The sequence below is a fragment of the Blastococcus sp. SYSU D01042 genome, assembly GCF_054050515.1.
The window spans coordinates 61,171-84,106 of the sequence record NZ_JBJGZM010000010.1; the positions used below are offsets into that span (position 1 = coordinate 61,171).

21 protein-coding genes are annotated in these 22,936 nt (G+C 74.3%); 12 read left to right on the forward strand and 9 right to left on the reverse strand.

The window, feature by feature from the left end; all coding sequences use genetic code 11:
- Window positions 1-5: 5 nt before the first annotated feature.
- The 10 genes from uvrC (at window position 6) to ACI79H_RS16985 (ending at window position 10,875) form a co-directional block, all read left to right on the forward strand.
- Window positions 6-2,048, forward strand: a complete 2,043-nt coding sequence (gene uvrC, locus ACI79H_RS16940; protein ID WP_456555581.1) for an excinuclease ABC subunit UvrC — start codon at window positions 6-8, stop codon at window positions 2,046-2,048.
- Window positions 2,045-2,998: an RNase adapter RapZ gene (gene rapZ, locus ACI79H_RS16945; protein ID WP_456555582.1), complete on the forward strand. Its 954-nt coding sequence runs from the start codon at window positions 2,045-2,047 to the stop codon at window positions 2,996-2,998. The genes uvrC and rapZ overlap by 4 nt, the downstream gene beginning before the upstream one ends.
- Window positions 2,998-3,969 carry a gluconeogenesis factor YvcK family protein gene (locus ACI79H_RS16950; protein WP_456555583.1) on the forward strand — a complete coding sequence of 324 codons (972 nt, stop codon included), beginning with the start codon at window positions 2,998-3,000 and terminating at the stop codon, window positions 3,967-3,969. The genes rapZ and ACI79H_RS16950 overlap by 1 nt, the downstream gene beginning before the upstream one ends.
- 138 nt (window positions 3,970-4,107) lie before the next feature.
- The gene (gene whiA / locus ACI79H_RS16955; RefSeq protein WP_207147040.1) at window positions 4,108-5,082 is read left to right on the forward strand and encodes a DNA-binding protein WhiA; all 975 of its coding nucleotides are present in this window, start codon (window positions 4,108-4,110) and stop codon (window positions 5,080-5,082) included.
- A gap of 122 nt (window positions 5,083-5,204) precedes the next feature.
- Window positions 5,205-6,209: a type I glyceraldehyde-3-phosphate dehydrogenase gene (gene gap / locus ACI79H_RS16960; protein WP_456555584.1), complete on the forward strand. Its 1,005-nt coding sequence runs from the start codon at window positions 5,205-5,207 to the stop codon at window positions 6,207-6,209.
- Complete coding sequence (locus tag ACI79H_RS16965) at window positions 6,209-7,420, forward strand: phosphoglycerate kinase (RefSeq protein WP_456555585.1); 1,212 nt, start codon at window positions 6,209-6,211, stop codon at window positions 7,418-7,420. Before gap ends, ACI79H_RS16965 begins: the two co-directional genes overlap by 1 nt.
- Window positions 7,420-8,244 carry a triose-phosphate isomerase gene (tpiA, locus tag ACI79H_RS16970; RefSeq protein ID WP_456555586.1) on the forward strand — a complete coding sequence of 275 codons (825 nt, stop codon included), beginning with the start codon at window positions 7,420-7,422 and terminating at the stop codon, window positions 8,242-8,244. Before ACI79H_RS16965 ends, tpiA begins: the two co-directional genes overlap by 1 nt.
- Window positions 8,245-8,294: 50 nt before the next feature.
- Window positions 8,295-10,088 (forward strand): ABC transporter substrate-binding protein, encoded by a 1,794-nt coding sequence (locus ACI79H_RS16975; protein WP_456555587.1) that lies wholly within the window; start codon window positions 8,295-8,297, stop codon window positions 10,086-10,088.
- A gap of 91 nt (window positions 10,089-10,179) precedes the next feature.
- On the forward strand, window positions 10,180-10,413 hold the full coding sequence (secG, locus tag ACI79H_RS16980) for a preprotein translocase subunit SecG (RefSeq protein WP_456555588.1): 234 nt from the start codon (window positions 10,180-10,182) through the stop codon (window positions 10,411-10,413).
- A 120-nt stretch (window positions 10,414-10,533) separates the two neighbouring features.
- Entirely contained in the window at window positions 10,534-10,875 is a 342-nt protein-coding gene (locus tag ACI79H_RS16985; RefSeq protein WP_456555589.1) for an RNA polymerase-binding protein RbpA, read from the forward strand.
- Window positions 10,876-10,885: 10 nt separating this feature from the next.
- Here ACI79H_RS16985 and ACI79H_RS16990 read toward each other — a convergent pair whose 3' ends face one another.
- The 8 genes from ACI79H_RS16990 to tkt form a co-directional block, all read right to left on the reverse strand.
- Window positions 10,886-11,068 carry a hypothetical protein gene (locus ACI79H_RS16990; RefSeq protein WP_456555590.1) on the reverse strand — a complete coding sequence of 61 codons (183 nt, stop codon included), beginning with the start codon at window positions 11,066-11,068 and terminating at the stop codon, window positions 10,886-10,888.
- Between the two features lie 121 nt (window positions 11,069-11,189).
- Entirely contained in the window at window positions 11,190-11,963 is a 774-nt protein-coding gene (locus ACI79H_RS16995) for a PIG-L deacetylase family protein (protein ID WP_456555591.1), read from the reverse strand.
- A 34-nt stretch (window positions 11,964-11,997) separates the two neighbouring features.
- Window positions 11,998-12,762, reverse strand: coding sequence for a 6-phosphogluconolactonase (pgl, locus tag ACI79H_RS17000; RefSeq protein ID WP_456555592.1), 765 nt, complete (start codon window positions 12,760-12,762; stop codon window positions 11,998-12,000).
- Complete coding sequence (locus ACI79H_RS17005; RefSeq protein ID WP_456555593.1) at window positions 12,759-13,784, reverse strand: glucose-6-phosphate dehydrogenase assembly protein OpcA; 1,026 nt, start codon at window positions 13,782-13,784, stop codon at window positions 12,759-12,761. Before ACI79H_RS17005 ends, pgl begins: the two co-directional genes overlap by 4 nt.
- A 31-nt stretch (window positions 13,785-13,815) precedes the next feature.
- Window positions 13,816-15,333 carry a glucose-6-phosphate dehydrogenase gene (gene zwf / locus ACI79H_RS17010; protein WP_456555594.1) on the reverse strand — a complete coding sequence of 506 codons (1,518 nt, stop codon included), beginning with the start codon at window positions 15,331-15,333 and terminating at the stop codon, window positions 13,816-13,818.
- Between the two features lie 45 nt (window positions 15,334-15,378).
- The gene (locus tag ACI79H_RS17015; protein ID WP_456555595.1) at window positions 15,379-16,989 is read right to left on the reverse strand and encodes a glucose-6-phosphate isomerase; all 1,611 of its coding nucleotides are present in this window, start codon (window positions 16,987-16,989) and stop codon (window positions 15,379-15,381) included.
- On the reverse strand, window positions 16,986-18,092 hold the full coding sequence (tal, locus tag ACI79H_RS17020) for a transaldolase (RefSeq protein ID WP_456555596.1): 1,107 nt from the start codon (window positions 18,090-18,092) through the stop codon (window positions 16,986-16,988). The genes ACI79H_RS17015 and tal overlap by 4 nt, the downstream gene beginning before the upstream one ends.
- Before the next feature lie 31 nt (window positions 18,093-18,123).
- Window positions 18,124-20,334 (reverse strand): transketolase, encoded by a 2,211-nt coding sequence (gene tkt, locus ACI79H_RS17025; protein WP_456555597.1) that lies wholly within the window; start codon window positions 20,332-20,334, stop codon window positions 18,124-18,126.
- 294 nt (window positions 20,335-20,628) lie between these two features.
- On the opposite strand from tkt, the gene ACI79H_RS17030 reads away from it, so the two are divergent.
- Together ACI79H_RS17030 and ACI79H_RS17035 are read left to right on the forward strand one after the other, a co-directional pair.
- Window positions 20,629-21,576, forward strand: a complete 948-nt coding sequence (locus tag ACI79H_RS17030) for a heme o synthase (RefSeq protein WP_456555598.1) — start codon at window positions 20,629-20,631, stop codon at window positions 21,574-21,576.
- Window positions 21,577-21,604: 28 nt separating this feature from the next.
- Window positions 21,605-21,862: a hypothetical protein gene (locus ACI79H_RS17035; RefSeq protein WP_456555599.1), complete on the forward strand. Its 258-nt coding sequence runs from the start codon at window positions 21,605-21,607 to the stop codon at window positions 21,860-21,862.
- Between the two features lie 78 nt (window positions 21,863-21,940).
- On the opposite strand, the gene ACI79H_RS17040 is transcribed toward ACI79H_RS17035, so the two are convergent.
- Window positions 21,941-22,885 (reverse strand): COX15/CtaA family protein, encoded by a 945-nt coding sequence (locus tag ACI79H_RS17040; RefSeq protein ID WP_456555600.1) that lies wholly within the window; start codon window positions 22,883-22,885, stop codon window positions 21,941-21,943.
- Window positions 22,886-22,936 lie beyond the last annotated feature (51 nt).

The window sequence follows — 22,936 nt, forward strand, 5'->3', positions numbered from 1 at the left end:
GACCCATGGCCGACCCCTCCACGTACCGCCCGGCGGTCGGCTCCATCCCCGAGAGCCCCGGGGTCTACAAGTTCCGCGACCCGGCCGGCCGGGTCATCTACGTGGGCAAGGCCAAGAGCCTCCGCCAGCGGCTGAACAGCTACTTCGCCGACGTCGCCGGCCTGCACCCGCGCACCCGGCAGATGGTCACCACCGCCGCGGCCGTCGAGTGGACCGTCGTCGGCACCGAGGTCGAGGCCCTCCAGCTCGAGTACAACTGGATCAAGGAGTTCGACCCCCGGTTCAACGTCCGCTACCGCGACGACAAGAGCTACCCGTCGCTGGCCGTGACGCTGAACGAGGAGTACCCCCGGCTGCAGGTCATGCGCGGGCCCAAGAAGAAGGGCGTCCGCTACTTCGGGCCCTACGCCCACGCCTGGGCGATCCGCGAGACCCTCGACACGCTCACCCGCGTCTTCCCGGCCCGCACCTGCTCGAACGGCGTCTTCAAGCGCGCCGGGCAGATCGGCCGGCCCTGCCTGCTCGGCTACATCGGCAAGTGCGCCGCGCCCTGCGTCGGCCGGGTCAGCGCCGACGAGCACCGCGCCATCGTCGACGAGTTCTGCGACTTCATGGCCGGCCGCACCGACGTGATGATCAAGCGCCTCGAGCGGGAGATGGCCGAGGCCGCCGAGGCGATGGAGTACGAGAAGGCCGCGCGGCTGCGCGACGACCTCGGTGCGGTCCGCCGGGCGATGGAGAAGCAGGCCGTCGTGCTCGGTGACGGGACCGACGCCGACGTCGTGGCCTTCGCGCAGGACGAGCTCGAGGCCGCCGTCCAGGTCTTCCACGTCCGCGGCGGGCGGGTGCGCGGCCAGCGCGGCTGGATCGTGGACAAGGTCGAGGAGGTCACGACCGGGCAGCTGGTGGAGCAGTTCCTCCTGCAGGTCTACGGCGGGGTGGACGAGCAGACCGGCGTCGGCGAGGCGGGGGAGGCCGTGCCCCGCGAGGTGCTCGTGCCCGAGCTGCCCGACGAGGCCGAGGTCTACGTCGAGCTGCTCGAGGAGCTGCGCGGCGGCAAGGTCTCCCTGCGCGTCCCGCAGCGCGGTGACAAGCGCGCCCTCATGGAGACCGTCGAGCGCAACGCGAAGGAGTCCTTCGCGCGGCACCGGGTGAAGCGCTCCAGCGACCTCACCGCCCGGTCGCTGGCGCTGAGCGAGCTGCAGGAGGCCCTCGAGCTGCCCGACGCGCCGCTGCGGATCGAGTGCATGGACGTCAGCCACGTGCAGGGCACGAACGTCGTGGCCAGCATGGTGGTCTTCGAGGACGGCCTGGCCAAGAAGTCCGACTACCGCCGCTTCTCCGTCACGAACGGAACCGACGACACCGCCGCCATGGCCGAGGTCGTGCGCCGCCGGTTCGCCCGGCACGTCAAGGAGGAGCAGGACCGCCGCGACGAGCAGGGGGTCGCGGCGGAGGAGGGCCGGCCGCGGCGCTTCGCCTACCCGCCCAACCTCCTCGTCGTCGACGGCGGCGCCCCGCAGGTCGCCGCCGCCGCCCGGTCGCTGGAGGAGCTGGGCGTCGTCGACGTCGCGGTCTGCGGGCTGGCCAAGCGCATGGAGGAGGTGTGGCTGCCCGGTGAGAGCGACCCGGTGATCCTGCCGCGCACCTCCGAGGCGCTCTACCTGCTGCAGCGGGTGCGCGACGAAGCTCACCGGTTCGCGATCACCTACCACCGGCAGAAGCGGTCGACGACGATGCTGGTCTCCCTGTTGGACGACGTCCCCGGGCTCGGTGGGACACGGCGGAAGGCGCTGATGAAGGAGTTCGGATCGCTCAAGCGGCTGCGCGCCGCAACCGTGGAGGAGCTCATGGCCGTCCCGGGCATCGGCCGGCGCACGGCGGAGGCGGTGCAGGCCGCGATCGCCGAGCCGGCCGACCCCGCGGGCGCGGCGGCCGACGCCGACCCGGCCGTCGAGACCACGACGGCCCCGGCGGGCCCCGCCGAGCGCGGCACGCCCCGGGCCGACGCCGGGCGCACCGCCGAGGTCGGCCGGGTGGCCTCGTGAGCGATCCCTCGACCAGCGCGCCGGGGGGTTTCCCGGGGCCTGGGCCGTCGACCGCGGGCGTCCCCGGCCTCGACGGCACCACGACCGAGACGCAGCCGCTCGAGGTGGTCGTCGTCACCGGCCTGTCCGGAGCGGGCAAGAACAGCGCCGGCCGGGTGCTCGAGGACCTCGGCTGGTACGTCGTGGACAACCTGCCGCCGGCGCTCCTGCTGCCCATGGTCGAGCTCGGCGCCCGCGGCGACCTGCGTCGGTTCGCCGCCGTCGTCGACGTCCGCAGCCGGGCCTTCAGCAGCGACCTGCAGGACGCGATCCGGGTGCTGTCCGAGGCCGGCCACCGGCCGCGGGTCCTCTACGTGCACGCCCGCGACGAGGTCCTCGTGCGGCGCTACGAGTCCAACCGCCGCGAGCACCCGCTGCAGGGCAACGGCACCCTCGTCGACGGCATCACCGCCGAGCGCAACCTGCTGACCGGCATCGCGGGCGAGGCCGACCTGTGGGTCGACACCAGCGACCTCAACGTGCACCAGCTGCGCGCGACGCTGGAGAACGCGTTCGCCCGCGAGGGCCAGACGCCGCCCCTGACCGCGACGGTGATGAGCTTCGGCTTCAAGTACGGCGTGCCGCTGGACGCCGACCTGGTGGTCGACGCCCGCTTCCTGCCCAACCCGCACTGGATCCCGGAGCTGCGCCCCTTCACCGGCAAGGACCCCGGCGTCCGGGAGTACGTGCTCGGCCAGGAGGACGCCGCGGAGTTCCTCGACCGGTACACCGAGGTGCTGCGGCTGCTGGTGCCCGGCTACCGGCGCGAGGGCAAGCGCTACCTCACGCTGGCGGTCGGCTGCACCGGCGGCAAGCACCGCAGCGTGGCCATCGCCGAGGAGTTCGCGCGACGGCTGACCGCCGACGGCATCGCCGCGGTCGCCCGCCACCGCGACCTGGGCCGCGAGTAGTGGGCACCGGACCCGGCCCGGGCGCTCCGGCGCCCCGGGTGGTGGCGTTCGGCGGGGGGCACGGGCTGGCCGCCGCGCTGGCCGCCTGGCGCCGGCTGACCTCCGACGTGACCGCCGTGGTCACCGTGGCCGACGACGGCGGCTCCTCCGGGCGGATCCGCCGCGAGCTGCCCGTCCTGCCGCCCGGGGACCTGCGCATGGCGCTGGCCGCGCTGGCCGGGGGGAGCGAGCGGGAGCAGGGCCTGGCCGCCCTGCTGCAGCACCGGCTCGGCGGCACCGGGGGGCTGGCCGGGCACTCGGTGGGCAACCTGCTGCTGACCGGTCTGGTCGAGCTGCACGGCGGGGACACCGTGCGGGCGCTCGACGAGCTGGCCGCGATGCTGGGCTGCAGCGGCCGGGTGCTGCCGATGGCCGACGTGCCGCTGGACCTGATCGCGCAGGTGGAACGGGTCGACCTGGAGGACCGCACGCGGTCGCGGACCATCCGCGGCCAGGTGGCCATCGCCACCACGCCCGGGCGGGTCCGCCAGATCCGGCTCTCGCCGGACGACCCGCCGGTCAACCCGGCGGTGCTGGAGGCGATCGCCGGGGCCGACGTGGTCTCGCTGGGCCCGGGTTCCTGGTACACCTCGGTGCTGCCGCACCTGCTGGTGCCGCAGCTGCGGTCGGCCCTGACCGCGGCGGCGGCCAAGGTGGTCGTGGTGCTGAACCTGGAGCCGCAGCCTGGGGAGACGGATGGTTTCTCGCCGGAGGAGCACGTGAGCGTTCTGCAGGCCCATCTGGGCGGGGTGCCGTTGCACAGCGTCATCGCCGACGCCGACTCGGTGGTTGACCGCCGTGGTCTCCTGTCTGCGGTGCGCTCGTGCGGCGCCGAGCTCGTGCTGGCGCCCGTCGCGGAACCCGACGGTGGGCCACGGCACGATCCCGTGCGCCTGTCGGCAGCCCTGGCCTCCGTGGTCGGTCTGCGCTGAGACGAGTAGAGGTCTCCGGCCGGGTACCGGAACGTTCGGGACCGGCCGGTACGAGGGGGAAGAGGGGACGCCGCTGATGGCGACAACCCGGGGGACGACCGTGGACGTCGTGGCTGCGTGGGGGTGGACGACGTGGCGATGACCGCCATGGTGAAGGACGAGCTCTCGAGGGTGGAGTGCACGAAGACCTCCGAGCGCAAGGCGGAGGTCACGGCGCTGCTGCGTTTCTCGGGCGGCCTGCACATCGTGGGTGGGCGGGTGGTCATCGAGGCCGAGCTCGACACCGGCTCCGTCGCCCGGCGGCTGCGGCGCGACATCAGCGAGGTGTACGGCTACACGAGCGGGGTGAGCGTGCTCGCCGGTGGCAACATCCGCCGCGGCGTGCGGTACCTCGTCCGCATCGCCAAGCACGGGGAGGGCCTGGCCCGGCAGACCGGTCTGGTCGACCAGCGGGGCCGCCCGGTCCGCGGCCTGCCGCCCGCGGTGGTGTCCGGCAGCATCAACGACGCCGAGGCGGCCTGGCGCGGGGCCTTCCTCGCCCACGGTTCGCTCACCGAGCCCGGCCGGTCCTCCTCGCTCGAGGTGACCTGCCCGGGCCCCGAGGCCGCCATGGCGCTCGTCGGCGCCGCCCGCCGGCTCGGCATCGCCGCGAAGGCCCGCGAGGTGCGCGGCGCCGACCGGGTCGTGGTCCGCGACGGCGACGCGATCAGCGCGCTGCTCACCCGCATGGGCGCCCACGACGCCGTCATGGCCTGGGAGGAGCGGCGGATGCGCCGCGAGGTCCGGGCGACGGCGAACCGGCTGGCCAACTTCGACGACGCCAACCTGCGCCGCTCGGCGCGCGCGGCCGTGGCCGCCAGCGCCCGGGTCGAGCGGGCGATGGAGATCCTGGCCGGGGACGCCCCCGAGCACCTGCTCGTCGCCGGCCGGCTGCGGCTGGAGTTCGGCCAGGCCTCGCTGGAAGAGCTCGGCCAGCGCGCCGACCCGCCGATGACCAAGGACGCCGTCGCCGGGCGCATACGGCGTCTGCTGGCGATGGCCGACAAGCGCGCGAAGGACCTCGGCATCCCCGACACGGAGTCCGTCGTCACCGACGACATGCTCACCCAGTAGCGGGGGGCGGGCGGGCGACCGCGAGCCCCCGGAGGGCCCGGCCGATAAGGTCAGCCCCAGCGAGGTCGCGCGTGCGCGCGGCCCGGTGGCGCGCCAGCGCGAACTCGACGTGGAGGTCTGCAGTGACGGTCCGGGTAGGCATCAACGGATTCGGCCGGATCGGCCGCAACTTCTGGCGGGCGGCCGCCGCCAGCGGTCAGGACATCGAGATCGTGGCGGTCAACGACCTCACGAGCAACGAGGCCCTGGCCCACCTGCTCAAGTACGACAGCATCCTGGGCCGCCTGCCGCAGGACGTCTCGGCCGACGGCGACGGCATCACCATCGGCGGCACCAAGATGAAGGTGCTCTCCGAGCGCGACCCGGCGAACCTGCCGTGGGCCGACCTCGGCGTCGACGTCGTCGTCGAGTCGACCGGCTTCTTCACCAAGGCCGCCGACGCCCGCAAGCACGTCGACGCCGGTGGCGCCAAGAAGGTCATCATCTCCGCGCCGGCCACCGACGACGACATCACGATCGTCATGGGCGTCAACGACGAGCTGTACGACGGCTCGCAGACCGTCATCAGCAACGCGTCCTGCACCACCAACTGCCTGGCCCCGCTGGCCAAGGTCCTCAACGACGCCTTCGGCATCGAGCGTGGCCTGATGACCACGATCCACGCCTACACGGCCGACCAGAACCTGCAGGACGGCCCGCACAAGGACCTCCGCCGGGCCCGCGGCGCCGCGCTGAACATGGTGCCGACCTCCACCGGTGCGGCCAAGGCCATCGGCCTGGTGCTGCCCGAGCTCAAGGGGAAGCTGGACGGCTACGCCATCCGCGTGCCCGTCCCGACCGGTTCAGCGACCGACCTCACCGTGCAGCTCAAGCGCGAGGCGACGGCCGAGGAGATCGACGCCGCCTACCGCGAGGCCGCGGCCGGCCCGCTCGGCAAGTACCTCACCTACACCTCCGACGAGATCGTCTCCTCCGACATCGTCACCGACCCGTCGTCGTGCATCTACGACGCGAAGCTGACCAAGGTCTTCGGCCCGATGGCCAAGGTGCTCGGCTGGTACGACAACGAGTGGGGCTACTCCAACCGCCTCGTCGACCTCACCGCGCTGGTGGGCTCGAAGCTCTGATGCGCTCCGTCGACGACCTCATCGCCGAGGGCGTCTCCGGTCGGCGCGTGCTCCTGCGCGCCGACCTGAACGTCCCGCTCGATCACACGACGCGATCGCCGGTCATCTCGGATGACGGCCGCATCCGCGCGAGCCTGCCCACGCTGCAGGCCCTGCGGGACGCCGGCGCGCGGGTGGTCGTGGCCGCGCACCTCGGCCGGCCCAAGGGCACGCCGGACCCGCAGTTCTCCCTCGCGCCGGTGGCGGCGCGGCTGGGCGAGCTGCTGGGGACGACGGTGCCGCTGGCTGCCGACGTCGCCGGCGAGGACGCCCGCGCGAAGGCGGGGGCCCTGGCCGACGGCGAGGTGCTGCTGCTGGAGAACGTCCGCTTCGAGGCCGCCGAGACGAGCAAGGACGACGCCGAGCGGGGCGAGCTGGCCGACCGGTTCGCCGCGCTCGCCGACCTCTACGTCGACGACGCCTTCGGTGCGGTGCACCGGAAGCACGCCTCGGTGTTCGACGTCGCCCAGCGGCTGCCGCACGCCGCCGGCCGGCTGGTCGCCCGCGAGCTCGACGTGCTCACCCGGCTGACCACCGAGCCGGAGCGGCCCTACGTCGTCGTCCTCGGCGGGTCGAAGGTGAGCGACAAGCTGGCCGTCATCGAGGCGCTGCTGCCCAAGGTCGACCGGCTGCTGGTCGGCGGCGGGATGTGCTTCACGTTCCTGGCCGCGCAGGGTCACGGCGTGGGCGGCTCGCTGCTCGAGGCCGAGCAGGTCGACACCTGCCGGCGGCTGCTCGCCGCGGCGGGTGACCGCATCGTGCTGCCGGTCGACGTCGTGGCCGCGACGGCGTTCAGCGCCGACGCGGAGACCAGCGTCGTCCCGGTCGAGGAGATCCCCGACGGGCTCATGGGCCTGGACGTGGGCCCGCGCACCGTCGAGGTGTTCGGGACCGAGCTCGGCGCCGCGCGCACCGTCTTCTGGAACGGGCCGATGGGCGTCTTCGAGCTGGCCCCCTTCCAGGCCGGCACGCGGGGCGTGGCGCAGGCCGTGGCCGCCGTGGACGGCCTGTCGGTCGTCGGCGGTGGGGACTCCGCCGCGGCGGTCCGGCAGCTGGGCCTGGACGAGGCCGCCTACGGCCACATCAGCACCGGTGGCGGTGCGTCGCTGGAGTACCTGGAGGGCCGGGAGCTGCCGGGCCTCGCGGTGCTCGCGGACGGGACGGCCCGGTGATGGCGCGCAAGGAGCATGCGCCGGGCCTCGGCCCCTTCCAGAACGGCGACCGGCGCACGCTGATCGCCGGCAACTGGAAGATGCACATGACGCACCTCGAGGCGATCGGCCTGGTGCAGAAGCTGGCGTTCTCGGTGCCCGAGCGCGCCCTGGACACCGCCGAGGTCGTCGTCCTGCCGCCGTTCACCGCGCTGCGCAGCGTGCAGACGCTCGTGACCGGCGACAAGCTCGCCGTCGGCTACGGCGCCCAGGACGTCTCCTTCCACGACTCCGGCGCCTACACCGGCGAGGTCAGCGGCGGGATGCTCGCGGCGCTGGGCTGCAGCTACGTGACCGTCGGGCACTCCGAGCGCCGGCAGTACCACGGCGAGGAGGACTCGCTGGTCGCGGTGAAGGCGCAGGCGGCGCTCCGCCACGGCATCACGCCCATCGTGTGCGTGGGGGAGAACCTGGAGATCCGCCGGTCGGGCGGGCACGTCGAGTACGTGACCGACCAGGGCGCCACGTCGCTGGACGGGCTCACCCCCGAGCAGGTCGCCGGGATCGTCGTCGCCTACGAGCCGGTGTGGGCCATCGGCACCGGCGAGGTCGCGACCCCCGACGACGCCCAGGAGGTCTGCGGGGCCATCCGGTCGTGGCTCGCCGAGCGATTCGGACCGGAGGCGGCCGCGAGCGTCCGTATCCTCTACGGCGGGTCGGTGAAGGCCGCGAACACGGCCGGGATCCTGGCCGGGCCGGACATCGACGGTGCCCTCGTCGGCGGCGCCAGCCTGGACGCCGACGAGTTCGCGCAGATCTGTCGGACCGCCGCCGGCGTCAGCTAGCCCTCGCTGACCGCCGCCGGCCGCACAACCGGGGGCGGGACAGCAACGTCGTGAACGAGACGCTCGAACGGCTCACCCGGCGCCTGCCGACCTGGGCGCAGGGGCGGCAGGCACGGCTGGCGGCCGCGGGGGCGGTGCTGCTCGTCGTCGTGCTCGTCCTCGCCGTCAGCTGCCTGGGCGGGGGTGCCGGCCGCGCCGACGTACCGGTCGCCGAGGGGGAGCCCGACGCCGGCGTCGACGGCGTCCGGGCTCCCTCGGACGCCTCCGGCGGCACCCTCCGGGTGGTGGCCCCGGTGCTCGACAGCCTCGACCCGCAGCGCTCCTACCAGCCCGGCGCGTGGAACCTGATGCGGCTCTACACCCGCACCCTGGTCACCTGGTCCTCGGAGCCGGGGCGCACCCACGAGCTCGTCCCGGACCTGGCCACCGACCTGGGCACCCCGTCGGAGGACGGGCTGAGCTGGACGTTCACCCTCCGCGAGGGGGTGCGGTTCGAGGACGGCCGCCCCATCACCTCGCGCGACGTCAAGTACGGCATCGAGCGCACCTTCGCCGCCGAGGCCGTCGTCGGCGGCCCGACCTACGTCGTCGACCTGCTGGACGACCCGGCCAACCCGTATGCCGGCCCGTACCTGGACGAGGCGCCCGACAAGCTGGGCCTCGCCTCGATCGGCACCCCGGACGACCGGACCATCGTCTTCCGGCTGCAGGCGCCATCGGCCCAGCTGCTGCAGGTGCTGGCGCTGCCGTCGAGCAGCCCGGTCCCGATCGAGGCCGACACCGCCGGTGACTACGGGATCGACCCCGTCTCCTCCGGGCCCTACGCGATCACCTCCGTCGACACCGCGACCGGCATCCAGCTGGACCGCAACCCCCAGTGGGACCCGGCGACCGACGAGGTCCGCACGGCACTGCCCGACCGGGTGGTCGTCCGCACCGGGCTGTCGGGCGTGGAGCGTGACCAGGCGTTGCTGGCCGGGTCGGCCGACATCGACATCTCGGGCTCCGGAGCGCAGCCCCCGACGCTCGCCCGGCTGGAGTCCGAGGACGGCGAGGAGCTGCGCGACCGGGTCGACGACGTCACCGGCGGCGCGCTCCGGCTGCTCGCGCTGCCCACCGACGTACCGCCCTTCGGCATCCCCGCCTGCCGCGCGGCGGTGGCCGCCGCCGTCGACCGGGAAGCGGTGCAGGAGGCGCTGGGCGGCGCGCGCAACGCTGTGACGACGTCGCGGCTCTGGACGCGGGCCCTGGGCGGCGGGCCGGAGGACCACGGGGCCTCGCCCGACCTCGACGCCGCGCGCGCTCACCTGGAGGACTGCGGCCAGCCCGAGGGCTTCGCGACGGTGCTGGCCGTCGCCGACGTGCCGGCGAGCGTGGAGGTGGCCGAGGTCGTCGCCGCCGAGCTGGCCGAGATCGGCATCCAGGTCGAGGTGCGGCCGCTGGACCCGGCCACCTTCTACGCGACCGACGTCGGCAACCCCGACATCGTGGCCGCCGAGGGCTACGGCCTGGTGCTGGCCACGACCACCCCGGACTTCCCGACGGCGGAGTCGCTGCTGGCGCCGCTGGTGGACAGCCGCGGCATCCGCTCGGTGGGCAACACCAACTACGCCCGGCTGGACAGCCCCGAGATCGACGCGCTGGTCGACGCCGCGCGCGCGGCCGGCAGCGGCGACGGCGCGCGCGAGGCCTGGCTGGCCGTGGCTGCCGCGGCCGAGCAGACCGCCGGCTACGTGCCGCTGGCCGAGCCCCGCGTCCAGCTCGTCGCCGGTCAACGGCTGCGCAACGGGGTCGTCATGCGCCCCTACGCCGGCTACGACCTCGCCACGGCCGGCGTCCGGTGACGCGGCCGTCCCGGGGGACGGCGCGGGGGTCGGCTACCCTCGTGCACGGGAACCGGCGCCCGGCGCCGGTCATGAGCGTGGAGAGGTTCTGATGGAGGTCGTCCTGAACGTGCTGCTGGTGATCACCAGCACGCTGCTCGTGGTGCTCATCCTGCTGCACCGGGGCAAGGGCGGCGGCCTGTCCTCCATGTTCGGCGGTGCGGCCTCGGCATCGCTGTCCGGGTCGTCGGTGGTCGAGAAGAACCTGAACCGGCTGACGATCTTCACCGCGCTCATCTGGACCGTCTGCATCGTCGCGCTGGGCCTGCTGGTCAAGGTCGGATAGCGGTCGTCGCCTCGTCCTCGATCGCGTGCGAATCGTGACCGGGGAAGGCCCCTAGAGGCCCTAGACTCACCGCGCGGTGGTGACCTGCCACACGTTCGGGTCGGACTTCAGGGAGCGCTCGTGGCTGGTGGCAACGCGATCCGGGGCAGCAGGGTCGGCGCAGGGCCGGTGGGCGAGGCGGAGCGCGGCGAGACCGCTCCCCGGCACCGGCTGCCGTTCTGGTGCGCCAACGGGCACGAGACGCGCATCGCCTTCGCCAGCGACGCCGACGTGCCGGAGCTGTGGGACTGCCCGCGCTGCGGGCTGCCCGCCGGGCAGGACCAGACCAACCCGCCGCCGGCGCCGCGCAACGAGCCCTACAAGACCCACCTCGCCTACGTGCGCGAGCGGCGCACCGACGCCGACGGCGACGCCCTCCTCGAGGAGGCGCTGACCCGGCTGCGGGCCCGCCGCGGAGCCTGAGCCCCCGGGCTCAGCCCCGCGGCGCGGAGACCCAGCGCGCGCCGGTCACGTCCCAGTACTCGGTGCGCGGCCGCGCGCGCGGTGTCGTCCGCCAGGGCTCCGGGTCCGTCGTGCGCGCCGCCGGCCGGTCGTCCGGCGAGCCGGTTCGGGGCGCCGGTACGGCCGGTGCTGTGCGCTGCTCGGTCGAGGTCATGAGCGGGTGCTCCTCCGGGTGCCGGGGCCCCTGCCGGAGCCCGTGCCGACCGCCAGGGTGGGCCGGTCCGCGCCGCGGGAGGGCGACCCCTCGCCCGGGAACGGGCGTGGACGGCCCGCCGTCACGCCCCGTCGCGGTCCGGGCGCACGCGGACGAGGTGGTCCTCGGTCAGGAAGGCCGTCCGGAGGGCGGGGCCGAGGCCCTCGAACGGTGAGGTCTGCGACCGGTGCTCGGCGATGGCCGCCTCCCGGCGGTCCAGGACGCCGCGGACGTCGAGGACGTCGGTGATCTCCGCGTCGGGTCGGCCGAGCACCGCCGGGTCGAGGGAGTGGTAGGCCGTGTCGGGGCGCACCCGGCGCATCTCGTCCAGCCACCGGCGCATCAGGCTGTTGGGCAGGCAGTGCTCGTAGAGCGCCGGCCGCCGCGCACCGGCGAGCGCGGCCGTGACCGCCGCGCGCACGTGCAGATGGTCCCGGTGCCCGTCGCTGCCGTCCAGGACGACGACCACGTCGGGCCGGTGCCGGTCCAGGACCGCCCCGACCTCCGCGGCGAGCACGTCCGCGGGCACGGCGCACAGCGAGCGGGGGTCCGGCGGGCCGTCGAAGCCGGAATCCCGGTGCCCCAGGAGCTCGACCGACGCGACGCCCAGGCGGACGGCGGCGCGGCGCAGCTCGGCCTCGCGGACGGCGCCGAGGTCCGGGCCGACGGTGCCCGGGGTGACCTCACCGGCCTCGCCCCGGGTGGAGCAGAGCACGGTCACCTCGGCGCCGGACGTGGCGGCGTGGGCCAGCACCGACCCGCAGCCGAAGGACTCGTCGTCGGGATGGGCCACGACGGCGAGCCAGCGGTCGCCCGGCCGGACGTCGTGCAGCAGGTCCCGGTCGTCGGTGCGCATCCCGGCCTCCCCGGAGGGTCGTGGCCGGGAAGGGTCAGCCCGGCGTGCCGGGCAGCTTGCTCGCCGCGGCGGCGTCGAGCAACCACCTCGTCGCCCGGCGGCCGTGCACGCCCGCCGCGGGCAGCTCCCGCGGCTCGGCGCCGCCCAGCGCCCGGGCGACCGCCTCGGCCTTGCCCTCGCCGGCCACCACGACCCACACCTCGTCGGCCGCGGCGATGGCGCCGAAGCCCAGGCTGACCCGGGTCGGGGGCGGCTTGGGGCAGTCGCGCACGGCGAAGGCCGGCCGCTCGTCGTCGACGGCGGGGGAGTCGGGGAAGATCGAGGCCGTGTGCCCCTCGGGGCCCATCCCGAGCAGCAGCAGGTCGAAGTGCGGCACGGGGCCGTCGTCGGCGGCGGCCGCGAGCTGCTCGGCGTACCAGGCGGCGGCGTCCTCCGGTTCGGCGAAGTCGCCGTCCGAGGGGGGCATGGCGTGCACCCGCTCGGCGGGCACGCCCACGACGTCCAGCAGCGCCCGGCGGGCGGCCTTCTCGTTGCGCTCGTCGTCGTCCGCGGGGACGAAGCGCTCGTCGCCCCACCACACGTCGACCGCCGTCCAGTCCACGGTCTCGCGGACCGGCTCGGCCGCGAGGCCGGCCACCCGCTCGAGGACGTCGATGCCGATCGTCCCGCCGGTGAGCACGACCGACGCCGTCCCGCGCACCGCCTGCGCGGCGGCGAGCCGGGCGACCAGCGCCTCGGCGGCCGCGCGGGCGAGCCGGTCGGCGTCGGGCTCGATGACGACGTCGGGGGCGGGGCTCACGAGCTGCTCCGCCCGGCGTGCAGCTCGGCCTCGTCGGCCGGGTCGACCCACACGTGGTCGCGCTCCGCGGGGCGCTCGCCGAGCCCGGTGAGCCCGGTCGCCGTCTCGAGCGCGTCGCTGTAGGGCTCGTCGGGATCGAGCCGGCGCAGCTCCTCGCTGAGCAGGTCGCCGAGCGCACGGGCCGGGAGGGCGACGGTGCCGTCCGGACGGTTCGGCTGGGAGATGACCGCTCCGCCGCGGTGGTCGGCGGTGACCCGGACCTCCTCGTCCTGGTCCAGCTGCAGCACGACCGACTCCACGCCGCTGGGGCCGGCGTGCCGGGAGCCGTCGGCGACCTCCACGTCGCACCCGGAGCGGGAGGAGATCCAGCCGGCCAGCAGCTGCGCGGTGGCGTTGCGCGGATCGCCCTCGATGCGCCCGCCGGTGATGCGGACGCCGTCGCCCCGCCGGCCGGCGACCGAGTCGACGGTCGAGGCGAGCACGGCCCGCCAGGCGGTGCTGCGCGTCCAGGTCAGGTCGGTGTCGCCGGGTACGTAGTCCTGCGCCCGGAGGCGCAGCGCGGCGCGCGGGTCCTGGCCCAGCGCGCTGTCGGTGATCCGGCGGTCGGCGATGACGGCGAGCGCGTCGGTGGCCAGCTGCTCGGGGGCCGGGCCGTGCCACCAGGCGACGACCGGGGCGTCGGCGGCCAGCAGCGGGAGGACGACGGACTCCGCGTGCAGGGCCAGCCGGCCGTACATGCGCAGCACGACCGCCTCGCCGGGGCCCAGCCGCCCACCGATCTGCACCTCGGCGTCCAGCCGCGGTACCGGAGCCTCGACCTGCCGGCGGACGACGATGAGCACCCGGCAGGGGTGCATCTCCGCCGCGTGCGTGGCGGCCTCCTCGGCCTCGGTCACCCGCGCCTCGTCGGCGACGACCACGAGGGTGAGCGCGACGCCCGACAGGACGGCGCCTCCGGTCCGCCGCTGGGCGGCCAGCTCCTTGACCACCGCCGAGCCGGTGGTGTCCCACAGCGTGGTCACGGTGCCTCCTCCTGAGCTCCGGGGGTGGTGGTCACGGTCGCCGCCACTGGCGGTTCTCGGCGGCGAGCATCTCGTCGGCCGCGCGCGGGCCCCACTCGCCGGCGCGGTAGGGGAAGGGCTCGGACCCGGCCCAGAACTCCTCGAGCGGGTCGATCACCGCCCAGGACGCCTCCACCTCCGCGTTGCGCGGGAACAGCGTCGCGTCGCCGAGCAGCACGTCGAGCAGCAGCCGCTCGTAGGCCTCGGGGGAGGACTCGGTGAACTGCTCGCCGTAGAGGAAGTCCATCGAGACGTCGCGGACCTCCATCACGCTGCCGGGCACCTTGGAGCCGAACTTCAGCGTGACGCCCTCGTCCGGCTGCACCCGCACGACGAGCTGGTTGTTGCCCAGCTCCTCGGTGTCGGTGTCGGCGAAGGGCAGGTGCGGCGCGCGCTTGAACACCAGGGCGATCTCGGTGACCCGGCGGGGCAGCCGCTTGCCGGTGCGCAGGTAGAACGGCACCCCGGCCCAGCGCCGGGTCTCGACGCCCAGGCGCACGGCGGCGTAGGTCTCGGTGGTCGACGCCGGGTCGACGCCCTCCTCGTCGCGGTAGCCCTTGGCGCGCTCACCGGCGAGCCAGCCCGGCTCGTACTGCCCGCGGACCGCGAAGGTGTGCAGGTCGTCGGGCAGCGAGATGGCGCGCAGCACCTTGAGCTTCTCGATCCGGATCTGCTCGGCGGAGAACTCGACCGGCTCCTCCATCGCGGTCAGCGCCAGCAGCTGGAGCAGGTGGTTCTGCAGGACGTCGCGGGCGGCGCCGGTCTCCTCGTAGAAGCCGGCCCGGCCGCCGATGCCGACGTCCTCGGCCATGGTGATCTGCACCGAGTCGACGTGGTGGCCGTTCCAGACCGGCTCGAACAGCGTGTTGGCGAACCGCAGCGCCATCAGGTTCTGGACGGTCTCCTTGCCCAGGTAGTGGTCGATGCGGAAGACGTCGTCGGCGCCGAACACCGAGTCGACCAGCTCGTTGAGCGCGCGGCTGGAGGGCAGGTCGGTGCCGAAGGGCTTCTCGACGACGACCCGCCGCCAGCGCTCGGGCGTGGTCTCGGCCATCCCGGTGCGCTGCATCTGCTTGAGCACCGTGGGGAACATCGCGGGCGGGATGGACAGGTAGAACGCGGCGTTGCCGCCGATGCCGTGGCTGCCCTCCAGCTCGCGCAGCGCGGAGGCCAGCTCGTCGAAGGCGTCGTCGTCGTCGAACGAGCCCTGCACGAAGTGCACGCTGCCGGCCAGCCGCTCCCACACCTCCTCGCGCCAGGGCGTGCGCGCGTGCTGGCGGGCGGCGTCGCGAGCGAGCTCGGCGAACTCGGTGTCACCCCAGTCGCGGCGGGCGAAGCCGAGCAGCGCGAAGTTGGTCGGCAGCAGGCCGCGGTTGGCCAGGTCGTACACCGCGGGCAGCAGCTTCTTGCGGGCGAGGTCCCCGGTGATGCCGAACACCACGAGGGCGCAGGGCTCAGGGACCCGGGGCAGGCGCCGGTCGCGCGGATCGCGCAGCGGGTTGGAGATCATCGGCCGTCCTCGTTCTCGGGGGCTGCGCTGCGCATGGGAGTCGGGTCAGGCGAGGGCGGCGAGGAGCTGGCCGATGCCGGCCGCCCGGTCGGTCAGGTGCAGGTGCAGCAGCGGCCGGCCCCGGTCGGCCAGGGCCTTGCGGTCGCCGCCGGCCTGCGCCGCCTGGAGGCCGCCGAAGGTGTAGGGCCGGTCGGGGATGGAGAGGTCCTCGGCGACCACGCCGGTGATCTGCAGGAACGCCCCCGCGTGCGGACCGCCCTTGTGGTACTGGCCGGTCGAGTGCAGGAAGCGTGGCCCCCAGCCGAAGGTGACGGCGTGCTCGCTGCGCTCGGCCAGCCCGGAGCGCAGGTCGGCGGCGCTGGCGTCGGCCAGCCGGTCCAGGTAGGCCATGACCGCCAGGTACCCGCCTTCGGGCACGGCGGCGAGCACCGCGTCGAGGGCCAGCGAGACGCCGTCCAGGGCGCTCAGGTCCACGCCGTCCAGAACACCCCCGCTGCCGCGGACCTCGATCGCGCCGATGGTCGCGGCGGGGGGCTCGTCGGGGAGGCCCGAGTGGAGGATCGCCCGGGTGTTCTCCTTGCTCTCGGTCACGTTGGGCTGGTCGAAGGGGTTGATGCCCAGCACCCGTCCCGCGACCGCAGTCGCGTACTCCCAGCCGAGGAACTGCGCGCCCAGCGGTCCGGTGACGCTCAGCGCCGGGCCCTCGCCCGGGGCGTCGGCACCGACGACGGCGAGCACGGTGTCCGGGCCGGTCGCGCCGGGCGCGACCTCCGACTCGAGGACGACGGGCAGGATGCCGCGCCCCTCCTTGCCGGTGGACTCGGCGATGAGCTGCTCGGCCCAGTCGCCGAAGCCCGCGATGGCGGTCGCGGAGCCGTGCGGCGCGTCGGCGAGGGCGAGCTTGTCCCGGCCCTGCACGGCGGCCCCGCCGAGGACGACGCCCAGCTCGAAGGCCGGGTTGTCGGGCTTGGTGAGCTGCTCGGCCAGCGCCTCCGCCTCGTCCAGCAGGGCGCCGACGTCGGCACCCGCCAGCGCGGAGGGGACCAGCCCGAAGGCCGACAGCGCGCTGTACCGGCCCCCGACGGTCGGGTCGGCGAGGAAGACGGCGCGGGCGCCCATCCCGGCCGCCACCTCGGCCAGCGGCGAGCCCGGATCGGTGACGACGACGAAGCGCGCCCCGATCTGCCCGGCGTCCAGCCCGGCCGCGGCGAACGCGGCCTCGAAGGCGCGCCGCTGGCTGTCGGTCTCGACGGTGCCGCCGGACTTGGAGCTGACCACCACGACGGTGCGCTCGAGGTCGGTCATCGCCGCGGCGACCTGGCCGGGGTCGGTGGTGTCGAGGACGACCAGCGGCACGCCCGCGGTGCGGCAGATGACCTCCGGGGCCAGCGACGAGCCCCCCATGCCGCAGAGCACGACGCGGTCCAGGCCCTCGGCCTGCAGCTGCGCGCGCAGCTCGGCCAGCTGCTCGACGAGCCCGCGCGAGGACGTGGGCAGGTCGAGCCAGCCCAGCCGGACGGCGGCCTCGCTCTCCGCGGCCGGGCCCCACAGGGTGGCGTCCTTGCGGGCCAGCCGCGGGGCGACGTCGTCGGCGGTGAGCCGGCTGCGGACGTCGGCGGGGACCTCCAGCCCGTGGACGGTGACCTCGAGAGTCACTTCTTGTCCTCCAGCTGGGTGCGGACCGACCCGGTCAGCTCGTCCCAGGAGTCGACGAACTTCTGCACGCCCTCGTCCTCCAGCACCCGGAAGACGTCGTCGAGGTCGACCCCGGCGTCGGCGACGGCCTGCATGACGCCCGCCGCCTCCTCGTAGGCCTTCTGCACCGGCGTGCCAGGGGTGCCGTGGTCGGCGTAGGCCATCAGGGTCTTCTCCGGCATCGTGTTCACGGTGCCGGGGGCGATGAGCTCGCTGATGTAGAGGGTGTCGGGCAGCTCGGGGTTCTTCACCCCGGTGGAGGCCCAGAGCGGGCGCTGCGGGCGGGCGCCCTTGGCCTCGAGCGCCTTCCAGCGGTCGGAGGAGAAGACCTCCTCGTAGGCCTGGTAGGCGAGCTGCGCGTTGGCCACGCCGGCCTTGCTCTTCAGCGAGGCGTCCGCGCCCGCCGCGTCCAGCCGCTTGTCGATCTCGGTGTCCACGCGCGACACGAAGAAGGAGGCGACCGAGGCGATGCCCGACAGGTCCGCGCCGGGCTCGTCGGCCAGCCGCTGCTCGAGGCCGGACAGGTAGGCGTCCATGACCTTGCGGTAGCGGTCGGGGCTGAAGATCAGCGTGACGTTGACGCTGATGCCGCGGGAGATCGACGTCTGGATCGCCGGCAGCCCGGCCTCCGTCGCCGGGATCTTGATGAACAGGTTCGGCCGGTCCACCAGCCACCACAGGTGGGCGGCCTCGGCCGCGGTGGCGTCGGTGTCGTGCGCCAGACCGGGGGCGACCTCCAGGCTGACCCGGCCGTCACCCGGCTGCCGCTCGGCGACCGGGGCGAGCAGGTCGCACGCGTCGCGGACGTCGGCAGCGGTGATCGTCCGCAGTGCCTCCTCCACGCTCACCGACCGGACGGCGAGGGCGTGCAGCTGGTCGTCGTAGGACTCCGACCCGCTGATCGCCGCCGCGAAGATCGTCGGGTTGGTGGTGACGCCGACGACGGAGTGCTCGTCGACCAGCGCCTGCAGGTTGCCGCTGCGGATGCGGTCGCGGGAGAGGTCGTCGAGCCAGACCGCGACTCCGGCGGAGCTCAGTTCGGCGAGGTTCTCGTTCTTGGTCATGAGATGCCTTCCTGCTGGAGCCCGGGACTGCCTAGCGGTCGCCGGTGGGGTGGGGGAGGCCCCCGGTCGCTGCAACCGGCCCGGCGGGCACGGCGTTCCCGGAGGCGGCCGCCGCGATGCTCTCGCGGGCCGCGGCCACGACCGCCTCGTGGGTGAGGCCGAACTTCTCGTACAGCACCGAGTAGGCGGCGCTCGCGCCGTAGTGCGTCAGGCCGACGATCCGGCCGGCGTCACCCACGAACTCGCGCCAGCCCATCGGCACGCCGGCCTCCACGCTGACCCGCGCGCGGACCGAGGGCGGGAGCACCTCGTCCTTGTAGGCGGCGTCCTGCTCGGCGAACCACTCGACGCACGGCACCGAGACCACCCGGGTCGGGACGCCGTCGGCCTCCAGCTGCTCGCGGGCGGCGACGGCGATCTGCACCTCGGAGCCGGTGCCCAGGAGGATCACCTCGGGGGTGCCGCTCGAGGCCTCGGCGAGCACGTAGGCGCCGCGCGCGGTGCCCTCGGCCGAGCCGAACTCGCCGCGGTCGAACACCGGCAGGTTCTGCCGCGACAGCAGCAGGCCGGCCGGGCGGTCGTTGTTCTCCAGCACGGTCCGCCAGGCGACGGCCACCTCGTTGGCGTCCGCGGGGCGGACGACGTCCAGCCCCGGGATGGCCCGCAGCGCGGCGAAGTGCTCGATCGGCTGGTGGGTCGGGCCGTCCTCGCCCAGACCGATCGAGTCGTGCGTCCAGACGTAGGTGACCGGCAGCTGCATGAGCGCCGCCAGCCGGACGGCGCCGCGCATGTAGTCGGAGAAGGTGAGGAACGTGCCGCCGTAGACGCGGGTGCCGCCGTGCAGCGCGATGCCGTTCATGACCGCGCCCATGGCGTGCTCGCGGACACCGAAGTGCAGGGTGCGGCCGTAGGGGCCGCCGCTCCACATCTTGGTCTGGCGGCTCGCGGGCAGGAACGACGGTTCGCCCTTGACCGCGGTGTTGTTGCTCTCCGCCAGGTCGGCCGAACCGCCCCAGAGCTCGGGGAGCTCCGGGTAGAGGGCCGCGAGCACCTCGCCGGAGGCCTTGCGGGTGGCCACGCCCTTGGGGTCGGCGTCCCAGCTCGGCAGCTTCTCCGCCCAGCCCTCGGGGAGCGTGCGGGTGGTCATCCGCTCCAGCAGCGCGGCGGCCTCGGCGTCGCCCTGCTGCCAGGCGGCGAAGCGCTCCTGCCAGGCGGCGTGCGCCTCCCGGCCGCGCTCGGCGACCTTCCGCGCGTGCTCGATGACCTCGGGGGCGACCTCGAAGGTCTGCTCCGGGTCGAAGCCCAGGACCTCCTTGGTGGCGCGCACCTCGTCCTCGCCCAGCGCGGACCCGTGCGCGGCGCCGGTGTTCTGCTTGTTCGGGGCGGGCCAGCCGATGATGGTCCGCAGCACGATGATCGACGGGCGCTGCGTCTCGGCCTTGGCGGCGGCGAACGCGGCGTCCAGCGCGGCGAGGTCCTCGCCGTCGTCGACGTGCTGGACGTGCCAGCCGTAGGCCTCGTAGCGCTTGCCGACGTCCTCGGTGAAGGCGACGGTCGTGTCGTCCTCGATGGAGATGCGGTTGTCGTCGTAGACCAGGACCAGGTTGCCCAGCTGCTGCGTGCCGGCCAGGGACGACGCCTCGGCGCTGACGCCCTCCTCCAGGTCGCCGTCGGAGCAGAAGGCCCAGATGGTGTGGTCGAAGAGGCTCTCGCCCTCGGGGGCGTCGGGGTCGAGCAGCCCGCGCTCGCGGCGCGCGGCCATCGCCATGCCGACGGCGTTGCCGACGCCCTGGCCCAGCGGGCCCGTCGTCGTCTCGACACCGGGGGTGTGGTTGACCTCGGGGTGGCCGGGGGTCTGCGAGCCCCACGTGCGCAGCGCCTTCAGGTCGTCGAGCTCCATGCCGTAGCCGGAGAGGTAGAGCTGCACGTAGAGCGTCAGGCTGGAGTGCCCCATGGAGAGGACGAAGCGGTCGCGGGCGACCCAGTTCGGGTCGGCCGGGTCGTGGCGCAGCCACTTCTGGAACAGCAGGTAGGCCGTCGGCGCCATGCTCATCGCCGTCCCGGGGTGGCCGTTGCCGACCTTCTGGACGGCGTCCATCGCGAGGATGCGCGCGGTGTCGATCGCGCGGCGGTCCAGATCGCCGAATCCCTCGGGGAGGGTCGGGTTGGGCTGGGCCGGGGACCCGGTCGGGGAGTCCGTCGCGGCCTCGGCGGGCGCTTCGGACCCGGTGCTCTGCGTCATGTGCTGGCTGCTCCCTCGGGGTTCTGGCGCTCTGCTGTGCGACCGGGGTCCTGTCCTGCGGCCGGCGCTCGTCCCGGGATCCGCACTGGTCCGGGGCGCGCGGACGGCGTCGTCGACGTCGGCCCTACCCGCTGCGCACGCAGCAACAACGTGATCAACCCTAGTCATCCGCGCCTCCACCGGGAGGGGCCCGGGGCGGCGGCCCGGCTACAGTGGCCCGAGTTCACATCCTCGTTCTCGAAGGGACACCTTGGTGCCCTGCTGCCCGCGCGCCGCCGCGCTCGAGGGCACCCGGTGACCGCGCTGTCCGAGCGCCGCACCACCGCCCGCCAGGAGAGCCGGACCACCGGCCGCGCCGCCGCCGTCCGAGCCCGGGTGCTCGCCTACGTCGGCCTCACCAAACCGCGGATCATCGAGCTGCTGCTGGTCACAACGGTGCCCGCGATGATGCTCGCCGCCCGCGGCTGGCCCTCGTTCCCGCTGCTGGTCTGGACGCTGGTCGGCGGCACGCTCGCGGCCGGCGCGGCCAACGTCTTCAACTGCTACTTCGACCGCGACATCGACCGGCTGATGCAGCGCACCCAGAAGCGCCCGCTGGTCACCGGCGAGGTCACCCCGCGGGCGGCGCTGGTCTTCGGGATCGTGCTCACGGTCAGCTCGATCGCCCTGCTGGCCGCGACCACCACGCTGCTGGCGGCGGCGCTCGCGGCGGGCGCGATCTTCTACTACGCCGTCCTGTACACGATGGTGTTCAAGCGGCACACCCGCCGCAGCACCGAGTGGGGCGGGGTCCCGGGCGCGGCCCCGGTGCTCATCGGCTGGGCGGCCGTCACCGGCTCGCTGGACTGGCCGGCCGTCGTGGTCTTCGCGATCGTCTTCTGCTGGCAGATGCCGCACTTCTGGGCGCTGGCGCTGCGCTTCAAGGACGACTACGCCCGCGCCGACGTGCCCATGCTGCCGGTGGTGACCACGGAGCTGTCGGTCGGCAGGCAGTCGGTGGCCTGGGCCTACGCCACCGTCGCCGTCTCGCTGCTGCTCTGGCCGGTGGCCACCGGCTACGGCATCGGCCTGGGCTACACCGTGCCCGCGGTGCTGCTGGGCGGCTGGTTCGTCGTCGAGTCCCACCGCCTGCTCGGGCGGATCAGGCGCGGGGGCGACATCCGCTCGATGTCGCTGTTCCACGTCTCGATCTCGTACCTGTCGCTGCTGATGGTCGCGATCATCGTCGACGCCATCGTCTGACGTGCGGCGCGACCTCACGAACGCGCGGATGGGTCAGCTGCTGGGGCTGGACTGGCGCACCTACTCGCTGCGGGTGAACGGCATCGAGCCGGCCGAGGTCGAGGCGCTGGTCGAGGGCGGCTCACCGGTGGTGACCTACCTCGTGGGCGGGCGGATGGTCTGGCACGACGAGGAGGACGCCTGGCCGGCCTGGGCCGAGGCGCGCAGCTCCCGGGAGCGGGTCACCGCCGGCCGTTGGGAGTCACCGGACGGCTCGACCGCCGTCGTGCTGGTCTTCCACGACTGAAGGGTGTGCGCTGGAGCCCGGTTCTAGCTGCCAGAACCGGGCCTGGTCGCACACCGTCGCGCCGAGCGGCGCACATCGTCAGCGCGAGGCGGCGACGCGCTCCGGGGAGGAGCCGACCGGCAGCTCGGACGCCGGGCCGCGGACCGACCAGACCAGCCGCGCGGTGAAGGCCGTGATGAGCACCGCGCCCAGCATGTGCAGCAGCACCAGGGCGATAGGCAGCTCGGTGAAGTACTGGACGTAGCCGACGACGCCCTGTGCCAGCTGCACGACGAGCAGGTCGCGGGCGGCCCGGCGCACGCGGTCGGGGGAGTCCGTGGCGTGCAGCGCGACCAGCAGCGCGATGGTCAGGCCCAGGAGCAGGAAGACGGCGTCCGCGTGCAGCTGGCTGACCAGCTCGGGGTCGAAGCCCATGCGGACCGGCGCGGCGTCCGGGTCGTCGGGCACGTCGCCGCTGTGCGGACCGCTGCCGGTGACCACGGTGCCCATCACCAGCACGGCGGCGGTCGCCGCGGCGATGCCGCCCACCAGCAGCACGAAGGGACGGCGCAGCAACGGCTGCCCGACGCCCGGCTCGCGGGACCGCAGCCACAGCGTCGTCGCCAGCGCGACCAGGACGGCGGAGACGAGGAAGTGCGCGGCCACCGTCCACGGGTTCAGGCCGGTGAGCACGGTGACGCCGCCCAGCGCGGCCTGCGCCGGGATGCCGAGGAAGGTGAGCGCGGCCAGCACGCGGAGGTCGCGGCGGGGGGAGCGCCACACCGCGACGACGGTGGCGATGGCCGCCGCGGCCAGCACGAAGGTGAGCAGCCGGTTGCCGAACTCGATCGCCCCGTGCCCCGCGAGCTCCGGCGTCGTCACGAAGCTCTCGTCGGTGCAGCGCGGCCAGGTCGGGCAGCCCAGCCCCGAGCCGGTCAGCCGGACCAGCCCGCCGGTCACGACGATCAGGCCGTTGGCGACCGCGTTGACCAGCGCGAGGCGGGAGACGGTCGCGGGGGAGAAGGAGCGGGGCAGGACCGGCACGGCCCGACTGTAGTTCGGCGGTGCCGGCGGGCGGTCCGACGTGAGCCTGAT

Bases quoted from the DNA above. Each gene is read 5' to 3' on its own strand.
- whiA (WP_207147040.1), top strand. From the start codon at position 4,108: ATGACCGCCATGGTGAAGGACGAGCTCTCGAGGGTGGAGTGCACGAAG.
- ACI79H_RS16990 (WP_456555590.1), bottom strand. From the start codon at position 11,068: ATGACCTCGACCGAGCAGCGCACAGCACCGGCCGTACCGGCGCCCCGA.
- tal (WP_456555596.1), bottom strand. From the start codon at position 18,092: ATGACCAAGAACGAGAACCTCGCCGAACTGAGCTCCGCCGGAGTCGCG.
- ACI79H_RS16995 (WP_456555591.1), bottom strand. From the start codon at position 11,963: ATGCGCACCGACGACCGGGACCTGCTGCACGACGTCCGGCCGGGCGAC.
- ACI79H_RS16965 (WP_456555585.1), top strand. From the start codon at position 6,209: ATGCGCTCCGTCGACGACCTCATCGCCGAGGGCGTCTCCGGTCGGCGC.
- secG (WP_456555588.1), top strand. From the start codon at position 10,180: ATGGAGGTCGTCCTGAACGTGCTGCTGGTGATCACCAGCACGCTGCTC.
- ACI79H_RS17035 (WP_456555599.1), top strand. From the start codon at position 21,605: ATGGGTCAGCTGCTGGGGCTGGACTGGCGCACCTACTCGCTGCGGGTG.
- uvrC (WP_456555581.1), top strand. From the start codon at position 6: ATGGCCGACCCCTCCACGTACCGCCCGGCGGTCGGCTCCATCCCCGAG.
- zwf (WP_456555594.1), bottom strand. From the start codon at position 15,333: ATGATCTCCAACCCGCTGCGCGATCCGCGCGACCGGCGCCTGCCCCGG.
- tkt (WP_456555597.1), bottom strand. From the start codon at position 20,334: ATGACGCAGAGCACCGGGTCCGAAGCGCCCGCCGAGGCCGCGACGGAC.
- tpiA (WP_456555586.1), top strand. From the start codon at position 7,420: ATGGCGCGCAAGGAGCATGCGCCGGGCCTCGGCCCCTTCCAGAACGGC.